The sequence below is a fragment of the Nodosilinea sp. LEGE 07088 genome (assembly GCF_015207395.1).
Lineage (GTDB): Bacteria > Cyanobacteriota > Cyanobacteriia > Phormidesmidales > Phormidesmidaceae > Nodosilinea.
Map to the genome: position 1 here is coordinate 1 of NZ_JADEWX010000121.1, position 19,305 is coordinate 19,305.

Sequence of the window (19,305 nt, forward strand, 5' to 3'; positions counted from 1 at the left end):
CTTCAGCACAATCGGGAAGACGCTGGCAATCATCACGCTAGAGCCGACCAGATACACCACCGCCCGCTCTAGCCCCGCCTCCCCCAGGGCAAAGAGAATAAACGGCAGCCCCATATTGCCCACGTTAGAGAACAGGGTGGTGGCGATCAGGCTCTTTTGCTCGTCGAGGGAAAACGCTAGGTGGCGGGCCAACCCCACCGCTAGCACGTACAGCAGCGCCGTATTGAGAAAAAAGGTGACGACAATGGCTAGGGCACTGCCCCACCCCAGGGTGGTCTCGGCCAGACTGCTCAACACCAGCGCGGGCAGCAGGGCGTAGATATTCACCCGGGCCAGGGTTGGCATGTCGAGGTCAAACTTGCGCCCCACCCCAAACCCCACCGCCGCCACCAGGGCAATGGGCAGTATCGCCGCAATCAAGATTTCCATAGACCCGTGGCCATCTTCGCATCACCGTCTATGACATGGTGACGGTTTCGAGGGCACTATGGGGCAACGTTGATATAGACAAGGAGCGATCGCATTGGAATTGACCTGATTCGCGCCTTTGGCCCGTTACCCTTGCGCAACGCTGCGGCTACCAGCCTCTACCGCATTGTGGTCAATCGGGCAGAGCAGCGGCCTTTAGCTGATCTGTATGGGTTTAATCTAAGTGATCCAATTCCATCCTTTCTAGTTCCTCTCCAACCGGGCGATCCGGCGATTTGGATTGATCTTCGAGACTTAGTTAATGGCGCCTACGATGGCCCTTTGGAGCCGGCCATTGACCATCGCGCCAGCCATGATTTGGCGATCGACTACCGCCAAGACCCGGTTCCGCCTCTCAGCGCAGCCGATGCCGCCTGGACAAAAGAGTGATTGATGTCGCAGGGAGTCATAGAGTAAATCCTGTATCTCTGGCCGGGATTGCTCAACAGTAGGCTTAGCTAGGCTGCGAGAATATATACCATCTGGGCATTCTCTGGCTGTTCTTCTTTTGGCTGCAAACTTAACCATTCTTGAAAAGATATCCCAAAATTTTCCATTGCCTGTACTTCTGTTTGATACCCTTTGAGACGATTACAGGTTTCAATAGCCGATTCCATTTTTTCCATTACCTTTGGTAGACAAGCTAAAGCCTGTTCCACTTGCCCTGATCGATGGAAATATCCCTTCTTTTCAAAATCAGCTTTGATTAGAATAGCCGGAGGAAGTTCTTTTAGCCAACGAAATCCAGTCAACACACTGGCATCAGCATGCCACTGAAAGAGATTTGATCTAAGCTTTTCAAAAACATCAGATTCCCCCATGCCAGGATCTAGCCATCGATAGATCTGAGTCAGGCGCGACAGGGATATCTCGGTCTTAAGAAAAGGTGAAATATAAGCGGCAGGATTGGAGGTTAATAACATCTCTATATACAATCTAGTATAGTTTTGGAGTCTAGAATAACCTTCCTTAAGCCGCTCCATTGCCGACAAATATTCGCCTAATTCGAGATAACAGCGAGTCTCTGTCAAATAGATTAATGCAAGCATTGAGAGATATTCATGCACAGCTCGTCCCTGAAGCTGTAGTTCTTGGTCTAAATATTTCGTATAAATATGCTCTGATTGAGCAAAACTTTGGATCACCTGGAAAGCAAGAGGTTTTCGATTCTTCGTATCGCTCATTTTGAAGGCTTTTGCTGCCATGTCTAAAGCTGCTCTGAATTGGGCATAGAAACTTAGATCAAGCTTTTGATCAATTTCATTTAGAGTTTCCTGCATGTCTTTAAGGCAAGCTTCAATACTATCTAGCCGCTGGTGAATTACTGCAAATCCAGCAACAGTAGTGCCGAGAGTCAATACACTAATTGCTGTGTTGATGTGAATAATTTTTTGAATCTTATTTGAAGCGTCTGGAATCTCACGCAACCACGCGACAATTCTCTTGCTACCAACTTCTCTGACAACACCTCCGATCCGCTCTAGCGTGCCATTTGCTAGCCCTTCCGCGATTTTCTGAGGGATATAAAAAGTAGCATATACAGATGTTCCAACCATAACCCGGTTCCTATAAATTGGATTGTACAAGCCACTCTTCAGTATTCCCTCAGCCTTTCAATAAACTGCTGCGTTAGGGGCTAAGCAGGCCCGACAGTGAATGGTGTCTGTACGCCTCTTCCCTCAAAACTGACGGCTCCATTCCTGCGGCCAGCGCTCCACCACCACCTTGGTTTGGGTGAAAAACTCCACCGCGTGGGCCCCCTGGCCGTGCAGGTCGCCAAAGAAGCTGTCTTTCCAGCCGCTGAAGGGGAAGAACGCCATCGGTGCCGCTACGCCGATGTTGATGCCGATGTTGCCTGCGGTGGCCTCGTAGCGAAACTGGCGGGCGGCGGCCCCGCTGTTGGTAAACAGGCAGGCCATGTTGCCCCAGGGGCTCTGGTTGACCAGGGCGATCGCAGCTTCGATCGTCTCCACGGGCATCAGGCCCAGCACCGGGCCAAAGATTTCGGTGTGGGCAATTTCGCCGCTGGGGGGCACGTTTTGCAGCACCGTAGGTTTGACGAAGTTACCTGCCTCCAGGTCGGGAATCTGGGCATGGCGACCATCCACCAGCACCGTCGCCCCCTCGTCGGCCCCGGTTTGAATCAGGTGCTCGATGCGCTGCTGGCTCTGGGCGGTGATCACCGGCCCCATCTGCACATTGGAGTCCAGGCCATTGCCGACGGTACGAGTGGCGGCGGTGTGAGCGATCGCATCGGTAAACCACTCCCCGGCTTCCCCCACGGTCACCGCCAGGGATGCAGCCAGGCAGCGCTGACCGGCACAGCCAAAGGCGCTATCGGCGACAATGCGGGTGGTCATGTCGCGATCGGCATCGGGCAGCACGATCACTGGGTTCTTAGCCCCGCCCTGGCACTGCACCCGCTTGCCGTGGGCCGCCGCCTGGGCGTAGATGTACTTAGCAACTGGGGATGAGCCCACAAAGCTAATCGCCCGAATGGTAGGGTGTTCCAGAATCGCATCGACGGTTTCCTTGGCCCCATGCACCAGGTTCACCACACCGGGGGAAAAGCCCGCCGCATCCAGCAGCTCGAAGATGCGCTGCATGGTCAGGGGCACTTTTTCGGAGGGTTTCACAATATAGGTGTTGCCGCAGGCCAGGGCGTAGGGCATAAACCAGAAGGGAATCATGGCGGGGAAGTTGAAGGGCGCGATCGCCGCCGCCACCCCCAGCGGTTGGCGAATCATAAACTCATCAATGCCGCTGGCGATATCCTCCAGCACCGTGCCCTGCATCATCATCGGCATGCCGCAGGCCACCTCCACGTTCTCGATCGCCCGCTGCAGTTCCCCCTGAGATTCTGCCAGGGTTTTACCGCACTCCTGGGTGATGATCTGGGCTAGCTCGGCCCGGTGGGTTTCCAGCAGGTTCTTGAGCTTAAATAGGGGCTGTACACGCTGGGGTGGGGGCACGCGCCGCCAGTCTGCGAAGGCGATCGCGGCGGCCTGAGCGGCCTGATCGACTTCATCTTTCGGGGAAACGGGCACCTGACCCAGCACCTCTCCGGTGGCCGGGTTATCCACCGCGAGCACATCCCCTGCCGTAGAGGCGACCCACTGGCCGTTGATGTAGTTCTTCAGAATCCCCGATTGCGCCATGCCCTTGTGCCGTGATTACTTTTCACTAAGCATCATAGGCGCTGGTTTGGTCCATAACTTTCTCCTGGCCAAGGTGGAGTAGCGGTTCCCATGCTGATTAAGCGGTGGGCGGCGGCCAGTCGATAGGTTGCTCAAAGATGTCTGCTTCCGAAAAGGGACAGGCTTGCGGCAGCTGTTTGGGGTCGAGGGGCGTTTCGCGGTTGACCAAATCTAGGCCATCTTCGTAGCCAATGGCGATCGCCTCAGCCAGATAGGGCCTCAGGCTAGGATTCTCTCTCAAGTGACGCTGAATTCTCCGACGTTGCTCTTGAATAGTGGCTGCCCAGCTTTTGGTTCGGGCTTCGGGCTGATAGTGCCACTTGAGCAAATGCCCGAGCAATATTCCCAGCCGATTGCGAAGCTCCTGGCGTTCCTGTCTGCCCAATGACTCAATTTCCTCAACCAGGTTTTCAATATCGAGCTCTTCCCATCGACCAGCGCGCAAGAGATCGACCTGGCGCTGAGTCCAGCCATAAAAGTCTTGGTCATAGAGTGTGGTCGTTTGCATAGGAAACACTCGATCGTGGGGTCATAACCGTCCTGCATTTAAAACCTGTGCTGCGGTCAGGTCTAGCTCTGGAAAGGTCGGCGAAATGATGGGTTGGTTGCCCCACAGCGGCTGAATCTCGTACTCACCATCCACCAGGGTGCAGATTGAGAGGGTAGGGCGTTTGGGTTTGCCGATGTGCCGAGTGCCCCCCAATCCGGCGTAGTCGGCAATCCAATATTCGGGAATGCCTAAGACTGCGTAGTCTTCAACCTTGCGGGCGTAGTCGTTTTGCCAGTTGCCGCTCACCACCTCGGCGACAAACTTCAGTGAGCTACCCAGCGTCAAAATCGACTGATCGGCCCAAAGCGATTCTTGGCTGAGTTCATCGCGATTGACCACGGCAACATCGGGACGAAAGGCCGTCATCCTTGTACCAGCAGGACGCAACAGCCCTCGCTGCAGCACAAACCAGGGTGCGCTGGCCTGGTCGATTTGGACACAGAGCTTTGCGGTAATAAACGCCGCGACTTGCTCATGGGGGCCAGTGGGTTCCAAGTCAAAGACCTCCCCATCGATCAGTTCGTAGCGGTTGTCGTCACCGTAGCGAGCAAGAAATTCGTCGACGCTGAGGGGCTTTTGCTGGATGGGTGGGTTAACAGCGAGGGTCATAGGTCAACGTAGCCCAATTAATGCCTACAGCCTATCAAATCGACAATGGGAAATAGGGCAGATGCTTAGTCCACCCAGGGAAAGGCAATTGTTATACAGGATGCAGTAGGCATTGGTCACCTCTATCAGAAATATATCAGATATGATATAAACAACCCATGGAGCAGATCGATAAACCTTTAGTCTGGCTACATGGAGAAGTTAAAACCCCTCCTTTCAGCCAGGAAGCCCGTTTAGAGGCGGGGTTTTTATTGAGGCGGCTGCAGCGGGGAGAAAACTTAGGACTCCCCCATTCCAGACCGATGCCCAGCATTGGCAATCGGTGTCATGAACTACGCATTCGGAGTGCATCGAAAAACTGGCGCATTGTTTATCGCATTGATGAAGACGCGATTTTAATTCTTGAGGTGTTTCAAAAGACGACTCAAGCAACGCCAACCAGCGTAATTGATACGTGCAAAAAGCGGCTACGTAAATACGACCAGGATTTAGGAGGTCAATGATATGGAAGACGCTAAACGCAAAAGTCTAGAAGACAAAGGCTGGAAAGTAGGGACAGTGTCGGAATTCCTCGACCTTACTCCTGAAGAGGCTGTGGTCATTGAAATTAAACTTGCCCTTAGCCGCTGTCTCAAAGAGCGACGGCAAGTGGCCATGACTCAAGCAGAACTTGCCAATAAATTACATTCCAGCCAACCCCGAATTGCTAAAGCTGAAAATGGCGATGCTTCGGTTTCGATTGAACTGTTGATGCGGGCTATGCTGGCGACCGGGTTGACCCCTCACGATATTGGGCAGGTCATTGCTCAAGTCAATTAGTGATTCGATCTGTCCCAGGCGTAGGGGCGTAGCATGCTACGCCCCTACGGGGGGTTTGATTATGGATCTGGATTTCTCAAATCACAGATCTAAACCGTGGCCTTTTCCTTCGCTAAGAACTTCTCTAGCTCAGTCAGGGCGTCGGCATCCACCTTGGTCTGCATGGGGCAGAACTTGGGGCCACACATCGAGCAAAACTCAGCGGTTTTGTAGATGTCGGCGGGCAGGGTTTCGTCGTGGTATTCCTTCGCCCGTTCGGGGTCTAGCGACAGCTCGAACTGCTTATTCCAGTCGAAGTTGTAGCGGGCGTGGGACATGGCATCGTCGCGATCGCGCGCCCCCAGTCTGTGCCTAGCAATATCCGCCGCATGGGCGGCAATCTTGTAAGCGATCAGCCCGGCCCGCACATCCTCAGCATTGGGCAAGCCCAGGTGCTCTTTGGGCGTCACGTAGCAGAGCATCGCCGCCCCGCTCCAGCCCGCCAGGGCCGCCCCGATGGCGGAGCTGATGTGGTCATAGCCAGCGGCAATGTCCGTCACCAGGGGACCGAGCACGTAGAAGGGCGCTTCGGCGCATTCTTCCATTTGCTTTTTGACGTTGTAGTCGATCTGATCCATGGGCACATGGCCGGGGCCTTCCACCATGACCTGGACGTCGTGCTCCCAGGCCTGGCGGGTGAGTTCCCCCAGGGTTTTAAGCTCCGCCATCTGGGCGGCATCGGTGGCGTCGTGCAGGCAGCCGGGGCGCAGGGAATCCCCCAAACTGAACGATACGTCGTAGCGCTTGAAGATTTCGATGATGTCGTTGAAGTGGGTGTAGAGCGGGTTTTGCTGGTGGTGGTGCAGCATCCAGCGGGCCAGAATGCCGCCGCCGCGCGAGACGATGCCGGTAATGCGATCGCGCACCAAGGGCAAATGCTCGATCAAAATCCCGGCGTGGATGGTCTGGTAATCGACTCCCTGCTGGGCGTGCTTCTCAATGATGTGCAAAAAGTCATCGGCAGTCAGGTTCTCGATGGTGCCGTGGACGCTCTCCAGCGCCTGGTAGACGGGCACAGTGCCGATCGGGATGGTGGAGGCGTTGATGATGGCGGTGCGAATGGCATCCAGGTCACCGCCCCCCGTGGAGAGATCCATCAGGGTGTCGGCCCCGTACTTCACCGCCAGGTGCAGCTTGGCCACCTCTTCGTTGATGTCTGACGAGTTGGGCGACGCGCCGATGTTGGCGTTGACCTTGCACTTCGACGCAATGCCGATCGCCATCGGCTCCAGGTTGGGGTGGTTGATGTTGGCGGGGATGATCATCTGGCCCCGCGCCACTTCATCGCGGATCAGCTCTTCCGGCAGGTTCTCCCGCTGGGCCACGTAGGCCATCTCTTCGGTGATCAGGCCCTGGCGAGCGTAGTGCATTTGGGACACGTTGGTGTGGCCCTGGCGTTTAGCAATCCATTCAGTTCTCATGGTTTACCTCTGGTGTGGCGCTAGAGGTCTGGCCTGAATCGGACGTCGGGTGGTTTGGATGGGTAAAGCCGAGTAGGGAGCGATCGCAGGCAAACCTCAGCCATCTGCTGAAACTTTACCCAATGCTCTGGAAATAGCTCTAGAGCGCGAATATACTCGTCGGTTCGGCTGGTTACCGCAAGCAACGCTTTCCTCCGCTGGTATTAACCAGGTCAGGTTCTGAGGGTATGATCTCAGTCCGATGCAATCGGACACCCCTAGCTTGCTAAAACCCTACCACTGATGCTCAGGATCAATGCAGAACAGCTAAGGTTCTTCATAGATGTCGCGCCGATGCCCTACCTTAATAACCCAAGCTCTTGCTTGAGACGGCTTAGCGAAATGTCTCCTGATTCTTGTAGGGCTACGTCGGCGTCAAAGTCATCTATTTCGTCCTCGATCGCCTCCAGGGTAGGCTCTAAATCTGCCCCGTACTTAAATTGCAAATATTGCAGAAAGTGATATAGCTCATCTAGTGCTGCACGGGGCAGCGGCGTAATCTCTACGGTAATCGGGTCAGTGAGCGGCACAGTAGTCATGGCATGCCTAAAAGATTGAGCTAGTGAAGGTACGTCTATCGTAGCGAATCAGCGTTTGATCTCATCTCGGGCAGTTTCGACAGGCATTTCCTGGACTACACGAGGCATCAGATTCGCGGGGCAGTGGCGGGGATTGAGATCGACGCGGAGGTAGACCGCTATGCCTATCAGCAGGGGTTGTTTGTGATTAAGCAAACTGGTGATACGGTAGCGATCGCCAACGATACGGTCTTTCAACCGGCGGCCTAGTAGCTATTAACAAGACCTAGGTGTTCAGTCTTATCTAACGCTTTGCATTAGCCGATTACGGAATTACGAGTGTACATGCAATTATATAAATAATGCGGCCAGTCTAATTGTCGAGAATGTAGAATCAACAATTTGGCTACATGCAGCTTGTCAAGCGGGGTTTAGGCCAACACAGGCCGAAATATCGAATCGATAAAACTGTCTTCTGCCAGCAAAAAAAACTTTTATCATTTTATACAAGTAGGTGCTCAACATGTTTAAGGAAGTTCTTTTCGTTGACAAATGTCACGTCATACATGCTGCTCAATCCCTGCGTTTGTTCTTCACTTAAGCCGATGACACAGAGCAGAAATTGTGTTTTCTCAAGCTTCAATCGCTTCCGCATTGTTGAGTATTTATCAATATGCTGTCGAAACTCACCTGTTTTGCATTCAATGCAGATAGGAATACGGTTATTGACGAGAAAAAAGACATCAAGCTCATGTGTGTCTTCATTAGAAAATGTCACAGAAAGGCTTCGCAAACATGCCACAGGAAGCTGTTGTTCGCGAACGAATTCTAACAGCTTCATAAAAACATACCATTCCATCCATGCACCATTAAAAAAAGCTGTGATTGTTGGGGCTGTTTGAAGTGTCAGTCTAATAATCTTTTCTTGCTTCTGATAAAAATATTTTGCCACAAATGAGTAATTGTAAAGTTCTTTGCAGAACTGTGTAATAAGCTTGATATCTTTTTGACTCTTCTTTGAGAGGCGAATGGTGGCGTTAGTATATCCTTTCTGTTGGATATATTTGATTTGGTCACTCACTAATTGAAGTGTTTCATGATTATCGCCTAACTGCATGGCCACTTCGTCGAAAAAGCCAGTTGTATCAATGGCCTGATGATTGACATTAAGCTGGATTTGGCGTTCCTGAAACCACGTCAGAATTGGTTTATATTGTTGGCTACTAGCCATCGCTGTCGTATTATAAATATCGATATCTACAAGTGGCTGTTGCTCTGCTGGTAATGAAGCAGAGGGATTTAAAGGAGCAAGTTGCTGCCGCAAGCCCTGCAATTCCTTGTATTGCAGGAGATATCTCTCAATCACTTTCTCGATAAATTCCACGGTGCCATGGATCTGGTTAACCTTTTTACATCGGGGGCAATTCACTAATTTCCCAATATAGGTATTCGGGACTTCCCGAAGATGACTACACGTTTTACATCGAAAGATTGCCATAGTATCACCTGATGCTCATTGTCATTTTTTATTGTATTAATTTTATTATCTGTAGAGTTTTGTACGTACGAGATCGTTGGGCTGAATATCTGGGAGTATTCAGGCTGTTCTGGGGATAGGCGTCTCGCCTGTCTGGCTTGAACAAGTAGGATGCCTATCCCGCAAGGTTTTCAGGAGTCTAACCTAATTTGTCTGCGGAAACTTACACAAAAATCTGAACACTGCCCACTATTCGCCAAAAGTGCTGGATGATACCCCGGATTCAGGGATTATCCAGCACCTGTCTTGGGTATTACCTCAGTCATTTTGACTGCTTGAACCCAGTCAGAAAAACAAGGGACTTCAAACATTTCAGATAGAGTTGTGTTGTGGCGGATAGATTTAGCCCCGCCACCTTCCAAGCGCTATCTATCGGGCAACCCTTCTATAGGCAACACCTCTCCCTCGCCATAGGCGCGGATGTCGCGGCTGAGAATGCCAAAGTCAAACGCCTCCGTCTTGCCCTGGCTGGCCATCAGCTGTATCCAGCCCAGGCAGAGCGCTATCGACACCACAATCGGGGCGGCAAAGCTGACCAGCAGATCGCCCGCAAAGGGCAGACCATTCCAGGGGCTAAAGTCGGGCCGGGGGAAGAACAGGGCACCGGCAGCTATGGATGCGATCGCGCTCCAAAACGCCATCGTCCCTGTCAGCCTTCTGGAATACAGCCCAAACAGCACCGGAAACAGCGCTCCGGCGCAGACCAGATCGGCCAGCAAAAACAGGTACAGCACGTTGTAGCCCCGCGAGGCGATCGCGATCGCCGGAATTCCCACCACCACCGTCAGCAGTCGGGTGATCTTGAGAATGCCGCCGGTGGATTTCTCGGGAAAAATCCGCAGCAGGTCGGTGGTAAACACGCTGGCGATGCCGTTCAGCAGCGAGTCCAGGCTGCTCATCACCAGGGCCAGCACCAGCACCAGTACCGCAATGCTCACCCAGCCCGGCAGCGCCAGGGCCTGGATCAGCGAGAAAAAGGCGCGATCGTCGTTGAAGCCAAAGTTCATCGCCAAAATGCCCAGCAGCCCAGCGATGAACAGCATCGGCAAAATCAGCACAAACGATCCCAAAAACGATCGCCGCACCACCTGATCGGTCTTGCAGGCGTAGATGCGCTGCCAGTTGGTCTGGTTAAACATCTCGGCGGCGATCACCGCGATTACCAGCGTGGCCCCAAACTTGATGCCGGGGCCGTTCGCCAGGGTCAGCAGTTCGGGGGCGGCTTGGGATACGGGCGCGATCGCATTCCCCCAACCCCCCAGGGCAAATACTGCAATACCAAAGCTCAGCAGCAGCAGCGGCATAATCACCGCAAACTGAATCGCATCGGTAAAAATCGTCGCTTCCAGGCCGCCCACCAGGGTGTAGATAAAAACGGCGGTGATTACCAGTAGAGCCGTGAGCCAGAGGGGGACGCCTGCCATGAGTTCGACCGCTTTTGCGATCGCGGTCAACTCCGCCGCCAGGTACACAAACATGTAAAACACTACAATCCCCAGCGTCAGCCGGTACATGGCCTGGCCAAAGCGGTGCAGTACGTACTCGTTTAAAGAGTGGCCCTTGGGCATCAGAAACCGCATCCGCGTGCCCAAAAAGGCGAACAGCGCCGCTGGCGTCGCCTGCCCGATGCAGTAGCCGACAATGCCTGCAATGCCGCTGGTGGCACCAACCTCGGGCGGGCTAAACAAAATCCACGCGCCCATGGCCGAGGCGACAATGGTGGCCAGCGCCATCGGGGTGCCGACCCGGTTGCGGCTGACCATGTAGTCTTCCAGGGAAATGGCGTGGCGGCTGGCCTGGAGCAGGCCAATCAGCGTAAAGCTGGCCACGGTAATCAGAGTGACGGCGATCGCCGTTGCACTTAGCGTCATGTCACAACTCACCTCGTTGTGGTTGGGTGTTTGCTAGAGGCGGCTGCCTTAGAGAACAGAAGACTCGCAGAACACGTTTACAGGTGAGGTCGGGTGAGGTCGGGTGAAATCGAGAACTAGAGAGCTATAGCGAGTGAGCACCAGCCTGTCGCTGACACCCGCTAAATGATCTGGGAACAGCTCCAGAACAACTATCCGCTCGTCGTTTCGGTACGTGACCTCAAGCAACGCTTTCCTCCGCTGGCATTAACCAGGTCAGGTTCTGAGGGTATGATCTCAGCCCGATTGCTCGGACACCCCTAGCTTCATAGCATCCTACCACTGGTGTTAGTCGCGAATGCAATTTAGGTATGGTTCCTCACCGATGGTTGAACCTAAAAGGTGATTGGAATGCGGTTTTACCCAGGGTTCTTTCTCTCGCCAGAGGGCGGTGCTCTGTAGAGGCGGTAGGCTCAGATTGAAACTATCCCAACCTGTGGGGCTACCTGCGCGGTTTGTATCAACAGCCCGCCTTTAAGGCCACCTGCAATATGGAGCACATCAAGCGCCACTATTACATGAGCCACCCCGGCGTGAACCCCTCACCAAATTGTGCCAGCGGGGCCGGTGATTGATTTTGATGCGCCCACTGATCGCACTGAGCGTTTTAGCCTGGTCGAGGTATAGCGAATATCTTGCTGTCGTTGGCCAAACGGTTTAGCCTAAGCGAGACATGATTGTAAGGGTGAAAGTATGGATCTGATGGGCATGGTCAATCAGGCGATCGCCGCGAGTGATATCGATGCCAGCGGCGACCTGATGGGCTCGTTAATGGGCGCGCTTAACAACGCCCCGGTTGATAACAACAAGATTGGCGACATTGCCAGCAACCTCCAGGGCGTGCTGCAAGCCAAAGGCCAGGGGAACGCGGGCTCGCTCATGGGCGTGCTGCAATCGGTGGCGACCACGGGCGCGGTCGAGCAACTGCTGGCCTCGGAACAGGTAGGTGCGATCGCCCAGCGGGTTGGGGTCGACCCAGCCATGGTCAAGAGCGTTACCCCGATGATTGCCCAGTTTTTGGTCAAGGGATCCAACTCCCAGGGCGGTGGGCTGCTGCAAAAGGTGCTCTCCGGCGAAGTTGACCTGGGGCAAATGGCCGGGCTGATTGGCATGGCCGGCAAGTTTCTCTAGGGGAAATAATTTCTCCGAAGCGATTTATCTCACAGCCCGGGGCGATCGCCCCGGGCTGTGAGACTTGGCGGGCTTGATCTTGAGCACTATGCAAAACCTACATGAGTAGAATGCAATAAGAGGATTACCTGTTGCAAACCGTAACTAACAATACAAAACGCGTTTGAGAGTTTGAATAGTTTAACGTCATATGCCGTTATGCGGAGACGCAAAAATATTTGGCATCTGAGTCGATTAAGAATAGAAGAGTGGTAGTTCTGCCAGCTCTGAATGTTGCTTTCCTGGTATGGTCTAACCAGCTAAAAGCTACTTCTTGTTGCCATGCTGTGCTGAAGTTTGTACTATTTTGGACGATTTCAAGCTCAAAATTTGTTGGTTGTTCCTAATTGACCTGATGGATTCTACTAGCATCACCACAGTTTGTTGAGGTAATTTCTGATTCCATGGCAAGTCAAATTTTGGCATTAGCAGGGTCATGTGTTTTATGCGTGTTTGACATCCTCGATAAATCGTTGAAGCGACAGTAGACCAAAATTTCAGATACATCCTTTTCGCATTTATAACTCTGGAGTGAGTGCAATATGACTCGATTAAATCGCCGTAAATTTTTGCTGACCACCGGTACTGCTGCTGCCGGAACCGTGTTTCTTCACGCCTGTGGTCAATCTCAATCTACCGACCCGGTCGCCTCGTCAGAAGAAACGACCGAGGTCGCAGTTGACCCCGCCGATGCTCCTGAAACCACCACAGCCAAGCTCGGTTTCATTGCGCTCACCGACTCAGCACCGCTGATTATCGCCAAGGTTAAAGGCTTTTACGACAAGTACGGCATGACCGATGTGTCGGTGGAAAAGCAGGCGTCCTGGGGCACCACCCGCGACAATCTGGTGCTGGGTTCTGGCGGTGGCGGTATTGACGGGGCACACATTCTTACTCCTATGCCCTATCTGATCTCCATGGGTACCGTCACTGACGGCAACAAAGTGCCGATGTACATTTTGGCTCGCCTGAATGTCAACGGCCAAGGGATTTGTCTTTCCAATGACTACGCCGATCTCCAAATTGGGATTGATAGCGCTCCGCTGAAGGAGGCCTTTGCGGCCCGTAAAGCTGCCGGAAACGAGCTCAAGTCAGCTATGACCTTCCCGGGTGGTACTCACGATCTGTGGATTCGCTACTGGATGGCCGCAGGCGGCATTGATCCCGACCAAGATGTTTCCACTATTGTGGTGCCCCCGCCCCAGATGGTAGCCAACGTTAAGGTCGGCAACATGGATGCGTTCTGCGTGGGTGAGCCCTGGCCCCTGCAAACGGTGAATCAGGATGTGGGCTACAATGCTCTGACCACAGGCCAGCTCTGGAAAGACCACCCCGAGAAAGCGCTGGGGATGCGGGCCGACTGGGTCGATGCTAACCCTAAGGCCGCCAAGGCGCTGCTGATGGGCACAATGGAAGGCCAAATTTGGTGCAGTCAGCCCGAGAACAAAGAAGAAATGTGCCAGATTCTGTCGGAACGGGCCTGGTTTAATGTGCCCTTTGAGGACATTATCGATCGCGCCCAGGGTAAGTACGACTTTGGTCTGGGTCGGGTCGAAGAGTTGCCCGACCTGATGCAGAAATATTGGGCCGACAATGCCTCTTACCCCTTCAAGAGCCACGATACCTGGTTCCTAACCGAGAACATCCGCTGGGGCTATCTGCCTCCCGACACTGATATTCAGGCTACGGTCGATGCGGTCAACCGCGAAGATCTCTGGCGCGAGGCAGCCACCGCACTGGGTCAAGAAGACATGATTCCCAAGAGCACTTCTCGCGGCGTGGAGACCTTCTTTGATGGGGTCACCTTTGACCCTGAAGATCCTCAAGCCTATCTCGCTAGTCTCAAAATTAAGCGGGTATAGACTCGTGTTTCTCATCCCCTCCACCAGGAGGGGTAAAGCCTTCGTTCGTGATTCTTGTTTGCTCTGCTGCACGCTCTGGAGATCCAACGTCCATGACAGCACCTCTTGATATTCGCCCAGCGCGATCGCCCTTTAATTTTCAACGGTTCGTTGGTCAGGTTGGAACCAGGTTAAAAAGGTTGATTCCACCTACGGTAGCCATCTTGATCTTTTTGATTGTTTGGCAACTGTTGACCATGGGGCCAGATGCCAACCTGCCTAGCCCCGTCCGCACGGTTCAAGATACCTGGGAACTCATTATTAACCCGTTTTTTGACAATGGCGGCACCGATAAGGGCCTGTTTTGGCAGGTACTGAGCAGCTTACAGCGGGTGGCAATCGGCTTTACCCTAGCAGCGATCACGGGTGTCGGTCTGGGGATTTTGGTTGGCACCAGTTCATTAATGTATAGTGCCCTCGATCCGCTGTTTCAGATTTTGCGAACGGTACCGCCCTTGGCTTGGCTACCGATTTCGCTGGCCGCTTTGCAGCAGGCCAACCCGTCTGCTATTTTCGTGATTTTCATTACGGCGATCTGGCCTATTATCATTAACACCACCGAAGGGGTGCGACAAATTCCCCAAGACTATACGAACGTCGCGCGGGTGTTGCGGTTGTCTAAGTCTCAGTACTTTTTCAAAATCTTGTTCCCGGCAACGGTGCCTTACATCTTTACTGGTCTACGCATCGGCATTGGCTTGTCGTGGTTAGCGATTGTGGCGGCGGAAATGTTGATTGGCGGCGTGGGCATTGGCTTCTTTATCTGGGATGCCTGGAACAGCTCGCGCATCAGCGACATCATCATTGCCATTATCTATGTCGGGATTGTAGGCTTGCTCCTCGACCGTCTAATTGTCTTTGTTGGCACTCTGGTACTGCCTGAAGAACAAAAGCAGTAGAGCGGGTACTGCCCCCATCTTCCTCTGCGGCTTGCAGGATGATGTTCTACTGACTCCCATAGCTCGTTGTTCTCACCCTGTAATTTTGCTTGAAGGGTTTTTGGTGGGCGGTGCCCACCCTACCTTTACTAGAATTTCCGGCTCGACCTGCACCTTCATCCCTTGCACACCATGGCTGTATTTGTAGAAGTTGACCACGTCGATCGCGTCTTTAAGCTGCCCGATGGGGGCGAGTATATTGCGCTCAAAAACATCGACTTGCAGATTCACAAGGGCGAATTTGTCTCGCTGGTGGGTCACTCGGGCTGCGGCAAATCGACCCTGCTCAATATTCTCTCGGGGCTCGATCAGCCCAGCGCTGGCGGCATTGTGCTGGAGGGCAGGCAGGTGACTGACCCCGGCCCCGATCGCATGGTGGTGTTTCAAAATTACTCGCTGCTGCCCTGGCTGACGGTGCGTGAAAACATTGCGCTAGCGGTAGACCGGGTGATGCAAAAGCATCCCAAGCCGGTGCGCGATCGCATGATTGACCACCACATCGACATGGTGGGGCTGCAAAAGGCCGCCTATAAGCGCCCTGGGCAAATCTCCGGCGGCATGAAGCAGCGGGTGGCGATCGCCCGCGCCCTCGCCATTCGCCCTAAGCTACTGCTGCTCGACGAGCCCTTTGGGGCGCTAGATGCCCTCACCCGTGGTGGTCTGCAAGAGCAGTTGATGAAAATCTGTCAGGAGAACGAAGTCACCTGCATCATGGTTACCCACGATGTAGATGAGGCGCTGCTGCTGAGCGATCGCATCGTGCTGATGACCAACGGCCCCGAGGCCCATGTGGGCCAAATCGTCGATGTCCCCTTCCCTCGCCCCCGCGAGCGCATGGAGGTGGTCAAGCACCCCAACTACTACAGCCTGCGCAACGAGATTGTCTATTTCCTCAATCAGCAGAAGCGGGTCAAGATACAAAAGGCCAAGCCAGCGGCGGCGGTGGCGGCCAACGGCCTGGAGAAGGTCAACCTCGAGCTGGGCTTTATTCCCTTGATCGACTGTGCGCCGCTGGTGGTGGCCAAAGAGAAAGGGCTGTTTGAGGCCAATGGCCTGAGCCAGGTTACCCTTAACCGCGAACCCAGCTGGAATGCGATCGCCGAGGGCGTTACCAGCAAACGCCTCGATGCCGCCATGATGGTGGCGGGCATGCCCCTGGGCATTACGTTGGGCTACGGCAACCAGCGGCCCATGCCCATGGTGAGTGCGCTCACCCTCAGCCGCAATGGCAATGCCATTACCTTTGGCAAGCGTCTGTTTGACCAGGGGGTGCGATCGCTGGCCGATTTCAAGGCTTCCCTCGATCGCCGCCCCGACCAGGTGCATACCCTGGCGGCGGTGCACCCCACCTCCATGCACAACCTGCTGCTGCGCTACTGGTTGGCCTCAGGCGGCATCGACCCCGATCGCGATGTCAGCGTCACCATGATTCCCCCGGCCCAGATGGTCTCAACCCTGAAGGCGGGCTCTATCGACGGCTACTGCGTCGGTGAACCCTGGAACGTGCGGGCGGTGCAGGAGGACGTCGGCGTGGTCATGGCGATCGACAACGACATCTGGTCTGGCCACATTGAAAAAGTGCTGGGCGTCACCGAGGCCTGGGCTAACCAGTATCCCAAGACCCACGTAGCGCTGGTCAAGGCCCTGCTCGAAGCCTGTGAGTACTGCGACGATCGCCGCAACCGCGAAGAAATTGCCAACCTGCTGGCCCGCCCTGAGTACGTTGGGGCGGATGAGGCCTACATTCGCCAGGGCTTTATTGACCCCTACGACCGGGGCGATGGCAGCGAACCCGTCGCAGTCCCCAACTACATTCAGTTCTACACCGGCAAGGCTAACTGCCCCGATGTGGCTGAGGTGGTGTGGTTGATGACCCAAATGGCTCGCTGGGGCGTTACCCCCTTCCCTCGCAACTGGCTGGCTGTGGCTGAGCGCGTGACCCGTCCCGATATCTTTGGTGAAGCGGCTCGCCAGCTAGGGCTGATCGATATTGGCCGCGATCGCCACACTACCCAGCTCTTTGATGGCGTCGTCTTTGACCCCGATGAGCCCTTGAAATATCTGGATCAATTTGCCATCAAGCGCGACATTCGTATCGAAGAAGTGCCTATGGATGCAATGGCAGCTGTGTAATTCTAATACCCTCCTAGTAGGGGAAGGCGTTGCTAACCCCTTCTCGCTACGGGCCTGGTGAATACAGAAAATTTGGTCTCCCCCTGTTCCGTATCTGCGACCCTACGCCCCATGCAAACCTTAAACACCCGTACCCAACCTCAGTCCACTATGCCTGCCACTCAGGAACCCTTCCTGCTGATTGATAACCTTTCGAAGGTCTACCCCACCCTCAACGGCGACTTTGTCGTGCTCGACGGTATTGACCTGGCGGTCAATGAAGGGGAATTTGTCTGCGTTATTGGCCACTCGGGCTGCGGCAAATCGACCATGCTCGATATGGTGGCCGGGTTTCGTCAACCCACCGAGGGCGAGGTGCGGTTGGAAACGGTGCCTATCCGTGAGCCTGGCCCCGATCGCATGGTGGTGTTTCAAAACTACTCGCTGCTGCCCTGGCTGACGGCCTACGAAAATATCTACCTGGGCGTTAACTCGGTCTTTCCTAACAAGCCTGAGGCGGCGAAAAAGCACATCGTCATGGAACACCTGGAGATGGTGGGCCTAGCCGATGTGGCCAACAAAAAGCCCGGTGCCCTCTCTGGCGGCATGAAACAGCGGGTGTGCATTGCCCGCGCCCTGGCCCTACGCCCAAAGGTGCTGATTCTCGACGAACCCTTTGGCGCGCTCGACCCCATCACCCGAGAAGAGCTGCAAGAAGAGCTGCTGAAGATCTGGCGAGACCACCAGATCACTGTGCTGATGATCACCCACGACATTGACGAGGCGCTGTTTTTGAGCGATCGCATTGTGATGATGACCAATGGCCCCGCCGCCAAAATCGGCGAAATTATGCAGGTGCCCTTCGAACGCCCCCGCACTCGGGCTCGCATCATGGAAGATCCCCGGTTCTATGAGCTGCGCAACGAAGCCCTCGACTTCCTCTACCACCGCTATGCCCACGACGATACCTGATCCCTATTGTGGATTTCGACTGGGCGATTTTGGCTTGGCAGCACGCCGTAGTTCCTGTTTAGAGGAACTACGGCGTGTTTACGTTCCAGGGGACATGATCAAAGTCCTGTGTCCAGTGAACTAGAGGTTAGGCCAGATTCTTGCTGAGGAAAGCATTCCAGCTCTGCCTTTGGCGATGGCTCTAGAATAGGGTTAGTCCTCAGCAGCCCAATTTTTCCCTCGGTTATCTGCAAACCTATGGTTCAGCTTAAGCAACGGTTCCAGAGCTTTGACGATTATCTGACCTACGACGATGGGACAGAAAACCTCTATGAGTTGTTCAACGGAGAACTGATCGAGGTGCCGCCAGAGTCAGGGTTCAACGTTGAAACGGCCAATTTTCTTTTTGCACTATTGCTGCCAATCGTAGGTCACCGTCGCCTTAGAGGACATGGTTTAGAAATTGAGGTACGTGGCGAACCAAGGAATCGCTACCCAGACCTCACGGTCATCCACGAAGAGCAGGTTGAACAGCTGAAGCGACGCAACACGCTGCGGATTTCGATGGGGCCGCCAATGCTGGTAGTTGAGATCGTTAGCCCAGGGGAGGTGCAGCGAAACCGAGACTACGTGGCCAAACGCGGCCAGTACCAAGACCTGGGTATTCCCGAATAAGCTGTTAATCATTTAAACTACATATTAGAGAGCATATTTTGGCGAAGTATCTATGCCAATCAAGAACTATCTGACCGCCGAAGAGAAACAGGAGTTGCAGAAGCAGCTTAAGTTTCATGAGCACCCCGACATCCGTGAGCGGATTCTAATTCTACTGTTACGTAATGATGGCAAAAAGCAGCAAGAGATTGCGGACTTTCTAGGTTGCTCCTTAAGGAAAGTAGCCTATTGGTGTGCTCATGGAGATCCGAGTGACCTATCGAGCCTAACCGATGAACGAATGCGTGGGAACTATCACAAGGCCACCGACCCATATGTGAACTTGTTATTAGAGGTCATTGAGAAAGAGCCTCAAGAACTAGGATATGAATTTGGTCGCTGGACCGCAGCTAGGTTGGCCACATATTTAGAACAGGAAACTGGGATTAAGCTGAGTGGGAGTCAAGTGCGG

General features: G+C 53.9%; 19 protein-coding genes, 2 pseudogenes and 2 riboswitches. Of the genes and pseudogenes, 12 read left to right on the forward strand and 9 right to left on the reverse strand.

Features of this window, described 5'->3' with window-relative positions; all coding sequences use genetic code 11:
• Window positions 1-429: AEC family transporter (locus IQ254_RS21420; protein ID WP_193968192.1), on the reverse strand; the 429-nt coding region annotated here is incomplete at its 3' end.
• Window positions 430-528: 99 nt separating this feature from the next.
• Between IQ254_RS21420 and IQ254_RS21425 the strand changes: the two genes are divergently transcribed.
• Window positions 529-858 carry a DUF4058 family protein gene (locus IQ254_RS21425; protein WP_313887523.1) on the forward strand — a complete coding sequence of 110 codons (330 nt, stop codon included), beginning with the start codon at window positions 529-531 and terminating at the stop codon, window positions 856-858.
• Between the two features lie 68 nt (window positions 859-926).
• Here IQ254_RS21425 and IQ254_RS21430 read toward each other — a convergent pair whose 3' ends face one another.
• The 4 genes from IQ254_RS21430 to IQ254_RS21445 all read right to left on the reverse strand — a co-directional run bounded on the left by IQ254_RS21430 (window position 927) and on the right by IQ254_RS21445 (window position 4,824).
• Window positions 927-2,024, reverse strand: a complete 1,098-nt coding sequence (locus tag IQ254_RS21430; RefSeq protein ID WP_193968194.1) for a hypothetical protein — start codon at window positions 2,022-2,024, stop codon at window positions 927-929.
• Between the two features lie 123 nt (window positions 2,025-2,147).
• Window positions 2,148-3,626 (reverse strand): CoA-acylating methylmalonate-semialdehyde dehydrogenase, encoded by a 1,479-nt coding sequence (locus IQ254_RS21435; protein WP_193968195.1) that lies wholly within the window; start codon window positions 3,624-3,626, stop codon window positions 2,148-2,150.
• Between the two features lie 97 nt (window positions 3,627-3,723).
• The gene (locus tag IQ254_RS21440; protein WP_193968196.1) at window positions 3,724-4,173 is read right to left on the reverse strand and encodes a DUF29 domain-containing protein; all 450 of its coding nucleotides are present in this window, start codon (window positions 4,171-4,173) and stop codon (window positions 3,724-3,726) included.
• A 21-nt stretch (window positions 4,174-4,194) separates the two neighbouring features.
• The gene (locus IQ254_RS21445) at window positions 4,195-4,824 is read right to left on the reverse strand and encodes a Uma2 family endonuclease (protein ID WP_193968197.1); all 630 of its coding nucleotides are present in this window, start codon (window positions 4,822-4,824) and stop codon (window positions 4,195-4,197) included.
• A gap of 158 nt (window positions 4,825-4,982) precedes the next feature.
• Between IQ254_RS21445 and IQ254_RS21450 the strand changes: the two genes are divergently transcribed.
• Both IQ254_RS21450 and IQ254_RS21455 read left to right on the forward strand, forming a co-directional pair.
• A complete protein-coding gene (locus IQ254_RS21450; protein WP_193968198.1) occupies window positions 4,983-5,327 on the forward strand; it encodes a type II toxin-antitoxin system RelE/ParE family toxin in 345 nt (114 codons plus the stop codon).
• 1 nt (window position 5,328) lies between these two features.
• On the forward strand, window positions 5,329-5,643 hold the full coding sequence (locus IQ254_RS21455; RefSeq protein ID WP_193968199.1) for a helix-turn-helix transcriptional regulator: 315 nt from the start codon (window positions 5,329-5,331) through the stop codon (window positions 5,641-5,643).
• Window positions 5,644-5,732: 89 nt separating this feature from the next.
• On the opposite strand, the gene thiC is transcribed toward IQ254_RS21455, so the two are convergent.
• Together thiC and IQ254_RS21465 are read right to left on the reverse strand one after the other, a co-directional pair.
• A complete protein-coding gene (thiC, locus tag IQ254_RS21460) occupies window positions 5,733-7,103 on the reverse strand; it encodes a phosphomethylpyrimidine synthase (RefSeq protein WP_193968200.1) in 1,371 nt (456 codons plus the stop codon).
• A gap of 172 nt (window positions 7,104-7,275) precedes the next feature.
• Window positions 7,276-7,372, reverse strand: a riboswitch (TPP riboswitch).
• Window positions 7,373-7,441: 69 nt separating this feature from the next.
• On the reverse strand, window positions 7,442-7,681 hold the full coding sequence (locus IQ254_RS21465; protein WP_193968201.1) for a hypothetical protein: 240 nt from the start codon (window positions 7,679-7,681) through the stop codon (window positions 7,442-7,444).
• A gap of 123 nt (window positions 7,682-7,804) precedes the next feature.
• Between IQ254_RS21465 and IQ254_RS32195 the strand changes: the two genes are divergently transcribed.
• The gene (locus IQ254_RS32195) at window positions 7,805-7,930 is read left to right on the forward strand and encodes a hypothetical protein (protein ID WP_255527022.1); all 126 of its coding nucleotides are present in this window, start codon (window positions 7,805-7,807) and stop codon (window positions 7,928-7,930) included.
• Between the two features lie 232 nt (window positions 7,931-8,162).
• Here the strand turns inward: IQ254_RS32195 and IQ254_RS32640 are convergent, their stop codons facing one another.
• Together IQ254_RS32640 and IQ254_RS21475 are read right to left on the reverse strand one after the other, a co-directional pair.
• Window positions 8,163-9,044, reverse strand: a complete 882-nt coding sequence (locus IQ254_RS32640) for a DUF1887 family CARF protein (RefSeq protein ID WP_313887522.1) — start codon at window positions 9,042-9,044, stop codon at window positions 8,163-8,165.
• A 518-nt stretch (window positions 9,045-9,562) separates the two neighbouring features.
• Window positions 9,563-11,068 carry a Na+/proline symporter gene (locus IQ254_RS21475; RefSeq protein WP_193968203.1) on the reverse strand — a complete coding sequence of 502 codons (1,506 nt, stop codon included), beginning with the start codon at window positions 11,066-11,068 and terminating at the stop codon, window positions 9,563-9,565.
• Between the two features lie 215 nt (window positions 11,069-11,283).
• Window positions 11,284-11,379: riboswitch (TPP riboswitch) on the reverse strand.
• Between the two features lie 150 nt (window positions 11,380-11,529).
• Here IQ254_RS21475 and IQ254_RS33795 point away from each other — a divergent pair.
• The 8 genes and pseudogenes from IQ254_RS33795 to IQ254_RS21510 all read left to right on the forward strand — a co-directional run.
• A pseudogene (locus IQ254_RS33795) lies at window positions 11,530-11,734 on the forward strand (glutathione S-transferase family protein); the annotation flags it as partial.
• A 66-nt stretch (window positions 11,735-11,800) separates the two neighbouring features.
• A complete protein-coding gene (locus tag IQ254_RS21480) occupies window positions 11,801-12,238 on the forward strand; it encodes a hypothetical protein (RefSeq protein ID WP_193968204.1) in 438 nt (145 codons plus the stop codon).
• Window positions 12,239-12,819: 581 nt separating this feature from the next.
• Entirely contained in the window at window positions 12,820-14,139 is a 1,320-nt protein-coding gene (locus tag IQ254_RS21485) for a CmpA/NrtA family ABC transporter substrate-binding protein (protein ID WP_193968205.1), read from the forward strand.
• A gap of 92 nt (window positions 14,140-14,231) precedes the next feature.
• Window positions 14,232-15,077, forward strand: a complete 846-nt coding sequence (gene ntrB / locus IQ254_RS21490) for a nitrate ABC transporter permease (RefSeq protein ID WP_193968206.1) — start codon at window positions 14,232-14,234, stop codon at window positions 15,075-15,077.
• 171 nt (window positions 15,078-15,248) lie between these two features.
• Window positions 15,249-17,249 (forward strand): nitrate ABC transporter ATP-binding protein, encoded by a 2,001-nt coding sequence (locus tag IQ254_RS21495; RefSeq protein WP_193968207.1) that lies wholly within the window; start codon window positions 15,249-15,251, stop codon window positions 17,247-17,249.
• A gap of 111 nt (window positions 17,250-17,360) precedes the next feature.
• Window positions 17,361-18,200, forward strand: a complete 840-nt coding sequence (locus tag IQ254_RS21500) for an ABC transporter ATP-binding protein (protein WP_193968208.1) — start codon at window positions 17,361-17,363, stop codon at window positions 18,198-18,200.
• A 237-nt stretch (window positions 18,201-18,437) separates the two neighbouring features.
• Window positions 18,438-18,851, forward strand: a pseudogene (locus tag IQ254_RS21505) (Uma2 family endonuclease); the annotation flags it as partial.
• 55 nt (window positions 18,852-18,906) lie between these two features.
• The coding region (locus IQ254_RS21510; RefSeq protein ID WP_193968210.1) for a helix-turn-helix domain-containing protein at window positions 18,907-19,305 on the forward strand (399 nt) is incomplete at its 3' end.